Source organism: Streptomyces sp. TLI_55 (assembly GCF_900206255.1).
In the GTDB taxonomy this organism is placed as follows: Bacteria; Actinomycetota; Actinomycetes; order Streptomycetales; family Streptomycetaceae; genus Streptomyces; species Streptomyces aquilus.
The window spans coordinates 335,884-348,513 of the sequence record NZ_OAOJ01000001.1; the positions used below are offsets into that span (position 1 = coordinate 335,884).

At 70.4% G+C, this 12,630-nt stretch carries 14 protein-coding genes; 6 read left to right on the plus strand and 8 right to left on the minus strand.

Annotated elements, in window-relative coordinates; translation table 11 throughout:
• Window positions 1-164: 164 nt before the first annotated feature.
• A complete protein-coding gene (locus tag CRP56_RS01680) occupies window positions 165-728 on the minus strand; it encodes a DUF308 domain-containing protein (RefSeq protein WP_257039977.1) in 564 nt (187 codons plus the stop codon).
• A gap of 218 nt (window positions 729-946) precedes the next feature.
• Here CRP56_RS01680 and CRP56_RS01685 point away from each other — a divergent pair, with 218 nt between their 5' ends.
• Complete coding sequence (locus tag CRP56_RS01685) at window positions 947-2,161, plus strand: sensor histidine kinase (RefSeq protein ID WP_257039978.1); 1,215 nt, start codon at window positions 947-949, stop codon at window positions 2,159-2,161.
• The gene (locus tag CRP56_RS01690; RefSeq protein ID WP_097259641.1) at window positions 2,158-2,820 is read left to right on the plus strand and encodes a response regulator transcription factor; all 663 of its coding nucleotides are present in this window, start codon (window positions 2,158-2,160) and stop codon (window positions 2,818-2,820) included. Before CRP56_RS01685 ends, CRP56_RS01690 begins: the two co-directional genes overlap by 4 nt.
• Before the next feature lie 57 nt (window positions 2,821-2,877).
• Here the strand turns inward: CRP56_RS01690 and CRP56_RS01695 are convergent, their stop codons facing one another.
• The 4 genes from CRP56_RS01695 to CRP56_RS01710 form a co-directional block, all read right to left on the minus strand.
• Entirely contained in the window at window positions 2,878-3,153 is a 276-nt protein-coding gene (locus CRP56_RS01695) for a hypothetical protein (RefSeq protein ID WP_097259642.1), read from the minus strand.
• A gap of 150 nt (window positions 3,154-3,303) precedes the next feature.
• Window positions 3,304-4,194 (minus strand): aminoglycoside phosphotransferase family protein, encoded by an 891-nt coding sequence (locus CRP56_RS01700; RefSeq protein WP_097259643.1) that lies wholly within the window; start codon window positions 4,192-4,194, stop codon window positions 3,304-3,306.
• A gap of 154 nt (window positions 4,195-4,348) precedes the next feature.
• Window positions 4,349-4,870 carry a GrpB family protein gene (locus CRP56_RS01705; protein WP_097273606.1) on the minus strand — a complete coding sequence of 174 codons (522 nt, stop codon included), beginning with the start codon at window positions 4,868-4,870 and terminating at the stop codon, window positions 4,349-4,351.
• Between the two features lie 56 nt (window positions 4,871-4,926).
• The gene (locus CRP56_RS01710) at window positions 4,927-5,376 is read right to left on the minus strand and encodes a nitroreductase family deazaflavin-dependent oxidoreductase (protein WP_097273608.1); all 450 of its coding nucleotides are present in this window, start codon (window positions 5,374-5,376) and stop codon (window positions 4,927-4,929) included.
• Window positions 5,377-5,550: 174 nt separating this feature from the next.
• On the opposite strand from CRP56_RS01710, the gene CRP56_RS01715 reads away from it, so the two are divergent.
• On the plus strand, window positions 5,551-6,363 hold the full coding sequence (locus tag CRP56_RS01715; RefSeq protein WP_179851280.1) for a class I SAM-dependent methyltransferase: 813 nt from the start codon (window positions 5,551-5,553) through the stop codon (window positions 6,361-6,363).
• Between the two features lie 19 nt (window positions 6,364-6,382).
• Here the strand turns inward: CRP56_RS01715 and CRP56_RS01720 are convergent, their stop codons facing one another.
• Entirely contained in the window at window positions 6,383-7,399 is a 1,017-nt protein-coding gene (locus tag CRP56_RS01720; RefSeq protein ID WP_097259645.1) for a serine hydrolase domain-containing protein, read from the minus strand.
• 63 nt (window positions 7,400-7,462) lie between these two features.
• Window positions 7,463-8,110, minus strand: coding sequence for a TetR/AcrR family transcriptional regulator (locus CRP56_RS01725; protein WP_097259646.1), 648 nt, complete (start codon window positions 8,108-8,110; stop codon window positions 7,463-7,465).
• A 101-nt stretch (window positions 8,111-8,211) separates the two neighbouring features.
• Here CRP56_RS01725 and CRP56_RS01730 point away from each other — a divergent pair, with 101 nt between their 5' ends.
• Together CRP56_RS01730 and CRP56_RS01735 are read left to right on the plus strand one after the other, a co-directional pair.
• Complete coding sequence (locus CRP56_RS01730; protein ID WP_097259647.1) at window positions 8,212-9,045, plus strand: patatin-like phospholipase family protein; 834 nt, start codon at window positions 8,212-8,214, stop codon at window positions 9,043-9,045.
• Window positions 9,033-10,142, plus strand: coding sequence for a cytochrome P450 family protein (locus tag CRP56_RS01735; RefSeq protein ID WP_097259648.1), 1,110 nt, complete (start codon window positions 9,033-9,035; stop codon window positions 10,140-10,142). The genes CRP56_RS01730 and CRP56_RS01735 overlap by 13 nt, the downstream gene beginning before the upstream one ends.
• Before the next feature lie 78 nt (window positions 10,143-10,220).
• Here the strand turns inward: CRP56_RS01735 and CRP56_RS01740 are convergent, their stop codons facing one another.
• Window positions 10,221-11,306 (minus strand): sensor histidine kinase, encoded by a 1,086-nt coding sequence (locus CRP56_RS01740; RefSeq protein ID WP_097273610.1) that lies wholly within the window; start codon window positions 11,304-11,306, stop codon window positions 10,221-10,223.
• Window positions 11,307-11,469: 163 nt separating this feature from the next.
• On the opposite strand from CRP56_RS01740, the gene CRP56_RS01745 reads away from it, so the two are divergent.
• Window positions 11,470-12,630: a lipid II:glycine glycyltransferase FemX gene (locus CRP56_RS01745; RefSeq protein WP_097259649.1), complete on the plus strand. Its 1,161-nt coding sequence runs from the start codon at window positions 11,470-11,472 to the stop codon at window positions 12,628-12,630.

Consider the following 12,630-nt stretch of genomic DNA (forward strand, 5'->3'; position numbering starts at 1 on the left):
GGCAGGAGCCGATCTCCTTCATGGGCACGGCGCGGCGGCTGGTGGCGGAGACGTCCCGGCGCGCCTCGGCAGACCACAACGGTGGACGACCTCGCCAGGGGCTCCGGCGCGTGAGGGAGCCGCGACGTTGCGGGCGAAGACGCCGCCCAGTACGGGAGCCGCTGTCACTGCTTTGCGCGGTGGCTGCGGATGGTCAGGGCGACCGCGGAGACGAGGAACCAGAAGGCGCCGAAGGCCGAGTATCCGGCGACGGAGGACAGGCCGCTCGTCGCCGAGGCGGACATCGCGGCGAAGGAGACGCCGGCGAGGACGGACAGTCCGCCGCTGATGACCATGGGCCACTGGGCGCCGACGGTGTGTCGGCGCCGGATCGCCACGATGAGCTGGATCGCTCCGGAAAGCAGGGCCCAGATGCCGAACACGAGCAGCGTCGTCCCGATGGTGGAGAAGACGGCGATGATCATCCCGGCGGTGGCGGCGAGGCCGAGCGCCATGTTGGCGGTGCGGGCACGGTCCTCGGAGGCGGTGCCGGCCAGGCGACGTTCGAGGAGCGTGGCGATGACATCCCACAGGGGGTAGACGACGAGCAGCACGGCCGCGATCGCTGTGGGACTGTCCGTGGCCACGAGGGAGGCGGAGGTCGTGACGACGAGTGCCACCCAGATCAGGGAGAAGGCGACTCGGATCAGATGGAGCGATCGGAGTCCGGAGGACGTCGTCGCGGTCATGGTCGTGGTCCTATGCGAAGGCACGGTGGTCTGAGTCATCGGGTGTCCCGTTGGTGATCGTGGTGGTGTGAGACGGTCGTCTCGATGAGGAGTCTCAGAGGCTTCGGGTGCGGGTGCGTACTTCGAACGAAGTAGGTCTGTCATCGACGTCGGCCGGAAGGGCTTCACGCGCCCCCCTTCGCCGGGATCGGGCTCGCCGTCTACATCGTTCGAAGTACATGGCCGCGGCACATGTGCACGAGAATCAGGCCATGGGCAAGGCGCAGAACAGTCACGACGGTCCCGTGGCACCCCTGTGGGTGCGACGGCCCGAGGCGCTGCACCTCGTGGCCTATGCGGTGGCCGCGCTGGTGTTCACCGGCCAGATCGTGGCGGTGATCCTCCGAGGATCGGACTGGCCGACGGCCCTCTCCGTGCTCCTCGCCGGTGGCGGGGTCGCCCTGTCGTGGTGGCGCCCGTGGGCAGGACTGGTCGTGGTGAGCGCGGCGTCCTTCGCCGTCACGGCGGTGGGCCACGATCCGCTGTCGGTGTGGATGATGGCCGTGCTCGTACTGTTCTCGATCACTCTCAGGGGAAAGCAGCCGCTGGCCGGGACCGCCGTCGTTGCGGCGTTCTTCCTCGGGGCGTTCATGACGGTGGGAGGATTCCGGGGCGGCGCGGTCGTGGGGGCCGCCGCCCTCTTCTCGGCCGTGGCCGGAGGTGCGACAGGGGCCGCGTTGCGCATCCACCGAGCGCACTGGCGGACGCTGGAGGAGCGGGCCGAGAGTGCCATCGCCACCCGCGAGATCGAAGCCACCCGGCGGGTGACCGAGGAGCGGCTGCGTATCGCCCGGGACCTCCACGACGTCATCGGTCACCAGGTCGCGATGCTGAGCATGCATCTCGGTGCCGCGGAGATCGGGCTGCCGGAGGACGCCGAGCCGGCCCGGCAGGCCCTCGTATCGGCCAGGTCGAGCGCCCGCACGGTGGTCGTGGAGACGCAGCGGATCCTCGCGCTCCTTCGCATCGGCGACGACGTCTCGCCGGACGAGGCGCTCCGGCCGACCCCGGCGCTCAGCGGCCTGGAAGGCCTGGTCGCCTCGTTCCGGAGCATCGGCCTCGACGTCCGGTCCTCCCTCGTCCTCCCCGCCGGTTTCGTGGAGCCCAGTGTCGGCGTGACGGTCTACCGGGTCGTGCAGGAAGCGCTCACGAATGCCTACCGGCATGGCGAGGGGTCGGCCACGGTGACCGTAAGCGAGCGCGACGGCAGGATCTGCGTCACCGTCGAGAACCGCGTCAGCGCGGCGCCGCACGGTTCCGGTGCAGGTGGCGGGCTGGGACTGGTGGGGATGCGCGAACGCGTCGAGTCCTCCAGCGGGCGGCTGACGATCGCCAGTGACGACGGGCTGTTCCGGGTCCACGCGGAGTTCAGCCCCCTGGGAGCCGCCGTATGACGACGCGGATTCTGATCGTCGACGACCAGGACGAGATCAGGGCCGGGATCCGGGCGATGCTCCGGCTCGACCCCGGCCTCGTGGTCGTGGGTGACCTCTCCGACGGGCTCCAGGTCGCCCCCTACCTCCGGGACCACCCTGTCGACCTGGTCCTGATGGACATCCGGATGCCCGGCATCGACGGTGTCGAGGCCACTCGCCGGATCCGCAAGGAGCATCCGCCCGAAGAGCTGCGGGTGATCGTGCTGACCACGTTCGACCAGGACGACATCGTTCTCGCCGCGCTGCGCGCGGGCGCCAACGGGTTCCTGAGCAAGACCGTGAGCCCCGCCGAACTCGTCGCCGGCATCACCGAGGTCGTCGGCGGTGGCGGTGCGCTGTCCGCCGCCGCGACGGCCGCGCTCATAGGCCACATGACCGACAACCCGCCCCCGGTGATCGACAAGGAACTGCTGCGGCGCTTCGACGCTCTCACACCGCGGGAGCGGGACGTGGTCCTTCTCGTCGCGAGCGGTCTCGGCAACGACGAGATCGCGGCCCAGATGTCCGTGTCGCCGTTCACCGTGAAGACGCATGCGGTACGGGCCATGACGAAGGTCGGCGCACGCGATCGGGCACAACTCGTGTCGTTCATCTTCCGGGCCGGGCTCTATCCCTGAGGCTGCCCGACGGGGCGCCACGGGTGGAGGACTGGGGCGAGGCAGGCCGGGTTGCCGTCAGGCGTGGCGGATGACCTCGTACATGGTCGCGGACGCGGGCGCCGGATGCGGAACGTCGTTCCAGCCGATCTCTTCCGCACGCTTCTCGATCGCCGCTCGCGCGGCTCTGGCGGCGGCCTCGTCCTCGAAGAAGGCGATGCTCAGTCCGTTTCCGGTGACGGGACCGATGAGGTGATAGCTACCGTGCACGCCGGGAACACCGGCGGCGGCCTCCAGTACCCAGTCACGGTCGTCGGTCGGCATCGGTTCCCATACGGCCACGCGCGCGATCATCGCTGCCCCTCCGTGCATCAGTGTGTCCAGAACCCCCCGCTGCCCAGGGCCTGGCATCGACCCCGTGTCCACTGTGACACCCACGACGGCCGACCGGCGCGCCAAGTCCGCAATTGGGACACCGGATCGCGCATCGGACAGCGATCGGTGTCACGACTCCAGGATCCGGTCGAGCGTCCTGCGCCCCAGGCTGCTCATCGGCGGATTGCTCTCGGCGTAGTACCAGACCAGGCCCATCGCCTGTTGGAACGCCCATGCCTTGCCGCGCTCCCACTCCACGTCGTCGCAGGCCAGTGTCTGCCGGAGTACGTCCCGCGGGCCCGGCTGGAACAGGTGCCAGGCACTGACCAGGTCCAGCGCGGGGTCGGCCGGGCCGAAGCCGCCGGTGTCCAGTACGCCGGTCAGCCGGTTCCCGGCGACGAGTACATTGCCCGGAATCAGGTCGCCACGGCTCATCACGTCGGCGCTCGTGCGTGGCAACTCCCGAAAGCGCCCCCACATCCGACGCAGCCGGGGCACGTCGAGCAGTGCCTCGCTCTCCGCGAAGCACTTCGCCATCCAGTCGTCGTGATGCGCGAGAACGCCGCCGCGCCCTTCGCCGTTGAAGCGCCGCCCTTTCGTCTCGGCGTTCCGCAGGGCCGCGATGAAGGTGGCGAGGTCCTCGGCGAAAGCGTCCGATCCACTCGGGTCGGCGTCGGAGGCGACCGTTCCCGACAGCCATGTCTGGACCGACCACGGCATGGGGTAACCCGCGCCCGGCTTGCCGAGGGCGAGGGGTTCCGGAACGGGGAACGGCGACACCTGTGCCAGCTCCGCGCTCGCCCGGGCTTCCTGTTCCAGAACCGCGAGCGCCTCGGCGGCATCGATCAGACGCAGGGGGAAGCGCGCGCAGAGGTCGTCCCCGATGCGGAAGATGGCGTTGACGGTCCCGGTCGTCGACAGGAGGCGGATGACCTTGCCGCTCCACTGAGGGAACTGGTCTTCGATCAAGGTCGCCACGATGTCAGTGGTCACGTCCACTTGGTCAACGTGCATGGTCATTCCCGCGCATCCTCCCCCTGGCCCGGCCGAAAAACGCCGCAAGCGGACCAGATCAACTGGCACGACAGCCAGTCTTCATGGGCCACGATTCAGATCAACCGAGTTTTCGGCTCGCCAGGCGTCAGCAGCAGTCCGGCGTCAGATCGGCATCGCCTCACGGTTTCTCCCACACGGGGACCGGTGGGAGGCCGAGCTGTGAGCGAGCGCGGTCGGTGAGTTCCTGCACCAGCGCCGTCTTGGCTCGCGCATACTCACCTGGTCCCGTTCCGGCGGCGACGATCGACCGTTTGAGCTGCGCGTATCGGAGGGCGTCGGCGGGATGGGCGCGCAGGTAGTCCCGGAAGAGCCGCTGGTTCCGGGTGGGCCAGCTCTCCAGGGTCACCACGTGCAGGATGTGGCTGCGGACGCCGTCCACTGCACGGACGTACAGCAGCCGGTCGGTCATCCCGTTGTCGTGCGGTCGAAAGCCGAGGTCCGCGAGCGTCCCCTCATGAGGTGCTGCGTGCGCGAGGTCGTGGACGGCGGCCATCAGGTCGATGACGGGCTTGGCGGCCAGCCCCGGGACGGCGGTCGAGCCGATGTGCTCGATCTCCACGAACAGCCCTGGTAGCGCTGCCCGAAGGGCGTCGATGGCGGCAGCGGCCTGCTGGGGCCAGCTCGGGTCGTAGTCGGCTATGTGGACACGAGGGACACCTTCGGAGGGGGTTGGTGCGCGGCGGGGTCTCTTGCCGCCTACGCCGCGGATACGGGTTCCAGGACAAAGACGGGGATCTCGCGGTCGGTCTTCTCCTGGTACTCGGCGTAAGGCGGATACGCGGCGACCGCGCGCTTCCACCACTCGGCCTTCTCGTCGCCGCTCACCTCACGGGCCGTCATGTTCCGGCGTACGGGCCCGTCCTGGAGCTCCACACGCGGGTCCGACGTGAGGTTGGAGTACCAGACCGGATGACGCGGGAAGCCGCCCTTCGAGGCGACCGCCGCATAACGGCCCTCGTGCTCCACGCGCATCAGCGGGATCTTGCGGATCTTGCCGCTCTTCGCGCCGCGCATCGTGACGATGACGACGGGCAGGCCCGTGTCCCAGAGCGTCGTGCCCTGAGTGCCGCCCGAACTCTCGTACAGCTCGACCTGTTCACGCACCCACTGCGCCGGACTCGGCTCGTACTCGCCCTCAAGCGGCATCGCGTTCACCCCGTCGTCGCGTACGGACTGTGATGCCGCACAGTTCAACACAGGAGTTGCGTGGTGGAGAGCCCGTCGTTCCAGCCATGGCGAGAACGGGCTCGCCTGAACGCGCGGAACCTCATCTAGGCTGGCTCGGTGGCCGAGAAGCAGGAGTGGGTGCAGCCGTCAGGGGTGTGGGCGACGGCCGTCGGGGTTGCCCGGGTGCGGGCCTTGGAGAGTGAGCGGCGGGACGCCTTGTTCCGTGATCCGCTGGCGCAGGCCTTCGCCGCCGCGGGCGGACTGTGGCCTTCCTCGTCGCCGCCCGATGACGAGGCGGCACGGCGGCGACGGCTGGCCGTGGCGTTCTCGATCGTCATCAGGACGAAGTTCCTCGACGACCTGTTGCGGCAGGCGTCGGAGTCCGGGGTGCGGCAGGTGGTGCTGCTGGGTGCCGGGATGGACAGTCGGGCCTTTCGGATGGACTGGCCCGAGGGCACTCGGCTGTTCGAGGTCGACACGTCCGCGCCATTGGACTTCAAGGCTTCCGTGCTGCGTCAGGAGCGGGCCGTCGCTCGCTGCGAGCGGATCACGGTCCCCGTGGATCTACGGGAGGACTGGCCCGGTGCGCTGGCCGCCGCGGGGCACGATCCGGCGGCGCCGACCGTGTGGATCGCCGAAGGGCTGCTGATCTATCTGCCCGAAGATGCGGTGGAGCTGCTGCTGGACCGGATCAGCGCGCTGTCCGCCGTGGGCAGTTGGATGGGGCTGACGTTGGGCTCGCGCGGTGTGATCGAGCGTTTCGCCGCGGATGCGGCGCCGGGGTCGGCGGCGTCCATGTGGGTCTCGGAGATGCCCGACGACCCGGTGGGCTGGCTGGCCGGACACGGTTGGGACGCCGCCGGTCACACCCTGCGCGAGCGCGCCGCCGCGTACGGCCGGCCGTTCAGCACTCCGCCGCAGCGCGAGGAGCGGCCCGGCGGACTGATCTCGGCGGTCCGCCGATAAAACACCCTTGAATCGGGTGCTACTCGGGTTCGGGGACGAGCTTGTGGTCCAAGTGACGGGTGATCTTCCAGGCGCCGTCCGAGGTGTTGGAGAGCACTGTGTGGGTCAGGCCGGCCCGGGGATCGTGCACGCTGCGGAACGAGACTCCGGCGTCGTATCCCGTCAGCATCACCGTGTCGTGTGTGGCGTGCAGCCAGAAGCCCAGGCCGTACCGTCTGCCTTCCGAGGGCACGTCACTGTGCGGGCGCGTCATCTTGGCGACCCAGTCACGCGACACGATCTTCCCCGCGAACAGGGCACGCCACAGTGCACTGATGTCAGCGGCGGTGGAGTAGATCCCGCCGTCACCACTGCCGCACACCGGCAGATGGAACACGTTGGTCCGACTCACCCCCTCGATGGGGAGATAGCCGGTGGCCGTGCCCGGCGGCAGTTCGTCGGAGCGCAGGAACTCGGTGCCCCGCATGTCCGCGGGTGTGCAGACCCGGTCACGCACCAGTTCGTGAAACGGCCGGCCCGCCACGCGTTCGGCGATCAGCGCGAGCACCACATAGCCGGAGTTGCAGTACGAGAACCGCTCGCCGGGCGGGAACTTGGCCGGATAGCCGTGCAGCACCGCCAGATACGCCTCGGTGGTCGACAACTCGTTAACGGGGACCTTCAGTTGGTAGTCAGTGATCGCATGTCCTGCGTCCTCGTCGACGTAGTCGCCGATGCCGGAGCGGTGACCGAGGAGATGTTCCACGGTGACCCGCTCGTCGATCAGCGGCAGGTCCCGGCCGAGTACGGAACGGGCGGTCGTGGACAGACTCAGCGCACCGTGCTCGATGAGGCCGACCACCGTCAGTGCGGTCAGCCCCTTGGTTCCGCTGGCGATCCCGAATCTGGTCTCCAGCGTGTTGGCAACGCAGTGGCGGCGGTCGGCGAGACCGTACGCCTTGGCGAGAACCCGCACGCCGCCTCGATCCACCGCCACGACCCCACTGAACCCGCTCTCGCGTGCCAGCGCATCGACACCGTCCCCCAAGGCAGTCACAGGGACCAGGGTAGGGAGCGGGCCGGCCGGAACGCGAGGGCTCGGCCTCCCCTCTCCACGTCTTCACGCCATGCGATGCGGCCCCAAGTCCTGGAGCACGTCGGCCAGTTGGGCGGAGGACAGGGCTTGTCCGGGCAGGGGCTGGACCGTCCGCGCGGTGTGCAGGCCGGCGAGGAACAGGCAAAGGGGGCGGCGCCAGGCGTCGGGGGTGGCCGTGCCGGTCAGGGACGGGATCGCGCGGCCCAGGGCAGCCAGCGCGAACAGGACGTCCTCGACGGTGACGTCGTCGCGCACCGTGCCCTCCTCCTGGCCTCGCCGCAGCAGGAGTTCCACCGTCTCGTGGTTGTGGGCGTGCGCCTCCAGAAGCGTGTCGACGCCGTCGAGGCGGATGGTCATGAGGTCGTTGGTGCCGCGGTCGGTGGCCAAGGTCGTGAAGACCGCCTCCAGGTACGCGGTCAGTCCCGTCCAGGCGTCCGGCGCGCTCCGGGCCTGCGCTCCGGCGGTCATGGTGTCGGTCAGCTGGTCCTGGAAGACGGCGTCGATGAGGGCCGCTCGGGTGGGGAAATGCCGGTAGAGGGTCGCGTTGCCCACGCCCGCCCGGCGGGCGATGACGTCCAGCGGCGCCTGGAGGCCCTGCTCGGCGAAGACCTCGTGAGCCGCTTCCACCAGCAGCTCCCGGTTGCGCCGCGCGTCGCGTCGCAGTGCGCTCATCGCCGTCCTCCAGCCCCAAGTGGGGAGTGCTCCCCGGTCCGCATGCTATCGTCGGATCACGAAATGGGGAGCACTCCCCATTTCCGATGGGGGGGCATGGCATGGGCGAGTCGGCACTGGTGCTCGGCGGCGGAGGTCCGGTCGGCGGTGCGTGGCTGACGGGGGTGCTGGCCGGGCTCGCCGACGCCGGCGTCGACCTCGCCCGTGCCGACGTCGTCATCGGCACCTCCGCCGGGGCCGTCTTCGGCACCCGGCTCGCGCACGGCGAGCCACCTCGCGAACTGTACGAACGCCAACTCACCGGTACCGACCGGCTGTTGCTGGACGTCACGACGGCACAGACTCTCCGCTTCCTGTGGGCCGCGCTCGGCTCCCTTGACCCCGAGCGGTCGATACGGCGCCTGGGGCGCGCCGCGCTGGGGGCACGCTCCGGTGCCGACGCGCGCACTCTCGTACGACAGGTGCTGCGCGGGGCGGAGGACTGGCCCGCCCGTGATCTGCGGCTGGCCGCGGTCAACGCCCGTACGGGCGTCGTGGCCGTCCATGGTTCCGACTCCGGCCTCACGATGGTCGACGCGGTCGCCGCCAGCTGCGCGGTCCCGCTGGTCCTCGCACCCGTCGCCGCCGCCGGACAGCACTGGATGGACGGCGGCACCCGCTCCACCGCCAACCTCCACCTGGCCCGCGGCTACGACCGCGTACTGGCCGTCGCCCCGGTCGACAAGGCCGTGGGACCGCACCCCAGCGCCTCGCGACAGGCCATGGACCTCACCGCCGAGGGCGCCACCGTCAGCCTGTTGACCCCGGACGCCGCATCCCGCCGGGCCATGGGCCGCGATCTGACCTCCGACGCCCACCGCGTGGCCGCGGCGCTCGCGGGCCACGCGCAGGCGACCAGGGCCGCGGCGACGGTGGGAGCGGCGTGGCAGGGCTGAGAGGCCCGCAGGAGCAACTCACACACCCCGTGCGCCGCGTCCACATACCCGGCAGCGGTGAGGCTTGGCTGGTCGTGAGCCGGGAGGTCGCCCGCGCCGCGCTCACCGATCCGCGGCTGCGCAACGACATCCGGCACTCCGCGTCCTGGCGGAGCGACGGCGGCCATGCCCTCGGGCGGAACATGCTGCAGAGCGACCCGCCCCAGCACACCCGGCTCCGCAAACTGGTCGCCGGACACTTCACCCCGCAGCGCGTCGCCGGACTGCGGCCGCGGGTCGAGGAGATCGCCGAGGAGCTGATCGCCGTACTCCCGCGACGGGGCACGGCGGATCTGGTCGCCCGGTACGCGCTGCCGTTGCCGGTCACCGTCATCTGCGACCTGCTGGGTGTCCCGGTCGAGGACCGCACCGCCTTCCACGCCTGGTCGAACGAGTTGGTGATGCCCACCTCGCAGGAAGCGGCGGCCGCGGCGGCGACCGCGTTGACCGGCTGCCTGACCGAGCTCACCGGCCGCGAGGGAACCCTGCTCGGCGATCTCGCCCACGGCCCCGACGCACCCGACAGCGACGAACTTCTCGGCATGGCCTTCCTGCTCCTCGTCGCCGGACACGAGACCACGGTCAACCTGATCTCGGCCACCCTCCACAACCTGCTCACCCACCCCGAGCAGCACCAACTCCTGCGCGACACACCGGACTTGACCGAGGCCGCCGTCGAGGAGACGCTGCGCCACGACGCGCCGGTGCACACCACCGCGTTCCGGTTCGCCGCCGAACCTCTGGATCTCGCGGGAACTTCGATCGCCGCCGGCGACGCCGTCCTCGTCTCACTCGCCGCGGCCTCCCGCGACCCCCTTTACTTCCCCGACCCCGACCGCTTCGACATCACCCGCCGCCCCCAAGGCCATCTCGGCTTCGGCCACGGCCTGCACCACTGCCTCGGCGCCCCGCTGGCCCGGCTGGAGGCCTCGGTCGCCGTACGTCTGCTCCTGCACCACCGTCCCGCGCTCGCACTGGCGACCGAGCCGGCGGAACTCACCTGGCGCACGAGCACCCTGTTGCGCGGGCTGGCCGCACTTCCGGTGCGACTGGGTTGAGTCAGGCGCTGCGCCGGACTGCAGGCTGAGCGCCGCGAGACCGATCAGGAAGCGGCCCGGACATCCGCGGCTCAGGCGTCACCCTCCCGACGCCGCCGGCAGCTCCACGGTGATGCACAGCCCGCCGCCCGGGCGCGGGGTCAGCGTCAGGGATCCGTCGTGAGCCTCGGTGATGGTCTTGACGATGGCCAGGCCCAGGCCGACGCCCGCCTGGTCGGTGTGGATGCGCTCGGTGCCCCGCTGGAAGGGCTCGGTCAAGGTCGCGACACGGCGGGGCGTGAGCTGCTCGCCGGTGTTCTCGACGGTGAGCACCGCGGAGTGGGGGCGGTTGCTCGTACGGACCCGGACGGTGCCCCGTTCGGGCAGGTTGTGGACGATCGCGTTGTGCACGAGGTTGATGGCGAGTTGCAGCAGGAGGGCGGGGGAACCGCTCGTGGGGGCGATGTCCCCGCTGGTCTCGAGCGTGACGCCGTGCTTCTCCGCGAGCGGGTGCAGTGTCTCGGCCGCTTCCTCCGCGGCCAGGGACAGGTCGACCTGTTCTCGGGTGAAGGACCGCTGGTTGGCCCGGCTGAGCAGAAGCAGCGCCTCGGTGAGGTCGATGGCCCGGGTGTTGACGGTGTGGAGGCGCTCGACGAGCTCGCCGGTGTCGTGGTGCGGATCGGCGCGGGCGACGTCGATGAGTGTCTTCGAGATCGCCAGCGGGGTACGCAGCTCGTGCGAGGCGTTGGCGGCGAACCTCCGCTGTTCCGCGACGTGCGCCTCCAGCTGCGCGAGCATCATGTCGAAGGCGTCGGCGAGTTCGCGGAACTCGTCCCTGCGGCCCGGCATCCGGATCCGGTGGGACAGCGATCCGGCGGCGGCCGTGCGGGTGGCGTGGGTGATCCGGTCCAGGGGAGCGAGCATGCGTCCGGCGAGGATCCATCCTCCCAACAAGCCGAACACCAGCAGGAAGACCACCATCGCGCCCGCCGTCGGGGCGAACCCGCGCACGAAGAGGGTGCCGGGAGTCACCCTCACCGCACCCGCCTCATTGGTCTCCAACCACCCCTGTCGCAGCAGGAAGACTCCTACGGCGACGAGCAGCAGGGCACCCGCCAGCAGGAGGAATCCCGCGTAGCTGAGGGTGAGCTTGAGGCGGACGCTCAACCCCGGCGGCCTGCCCACGGTCACCACCTCCACCGCGCTGCCTGGGGACGTCTGCCGGCCCTCGGAGCGGTGGCGATGAGCATGGAGACACACATACGTCGAGGCTACGAGGGCGCGCATATCGTCCGCGTATCGAGAACTGCATACGCGCGAGCAACACCCCGCCACCTTGGCTGGTCGCATGTCCTCCAGCGCACCAGTACGAGCAGCAGCAACCGGAAACCCGGTCGTCCGGCCGATCGGCGCCGCCGATCACTTGGCGTTCGTACGGTCCCAGCGGTCGGTCAGCTTTCTGCAGACCCCGGCGTGGGGCCGCGTCAAGACCGAGTGGCGCAGCGAGTCCCTCGGCTGGTTCGAAGGCCGCCGCATGGTCGGTGCCGGGCTCGTCCTGCACCGACCGGTGCCGCGCCTCGACCGCTTCACGCTGGCGTATCTGCCCGAGGGCCCGGTCATCGACTGGAGCGGCGACATCGGTGCGTGGCTCGATCCGCTGGCGGCGTATCTCAAGGAGCACGGCGCGTTCGCGATCCGGCTCGGCCCTCCCGTGGTCACCGATGCCTGGAGCGCCGCCCAGGTCAAGGAGGGCATCGCCGACCCGGGCATCCGGCGGCTGACCGACCTGCCAGGACAGGGAGGCGATCCGGGCGGCGCCCGCGTGAGCGGCGCACTCAAGGACGCGGGGTGGCTGCCGCAGAACCCGCAGGACGGATTCGGGGTCGGGCATCCGCAGTTCAAGTACCAGGTCCCGTTGGCGGGAAGGACCGAGGACGAGCTGCTCAGGGGCATGAGCCAGCAGTGGCGCCGCAACATCAAGAAGGCGGCCGGGGAGGGCGTCGAGGTCACGGTCGGCGACGGGAGCGCGGCAGACCTCAAGGCGTTCCACGACCTCTACGTCCACACCGCCGAGCGCGACCGCTTCACGCCCCGGCCGCTGCGCTACTTCGAGACCATGTTCGCGGCGTTGAGCGCCGAGGCCCCCGAGCGGATCAAGCTCTACCTGGCCCACCACCAGGGCGACCTGGTCGCCGCCACCGTCCTGGTCCGCGTCGGAGCCCACGCGGTGTACGCGTACGGCGCCTCCGCCACCGACAAGCGCGAGGTGCGCGGCTCGAACGCCTGCCAGTGGGCGATGATCCGCGACGCGCTCGCGGCCGGCTGCGACGTCTACGACCTGCGCGGCATCACCCCGACCCTCGACGCCGACGACCCGCACGTCGGCCTGGTCCGGTTCAAGGTCGGCACCGGGGGCCGGGCGGTGCGGTACGTCGGCGAGTGGGACCTGCCGCTGCGGCCGATGGTGTACCGGGCCTTCGACCTCTACATGAGGCGACGCGGACGCTGA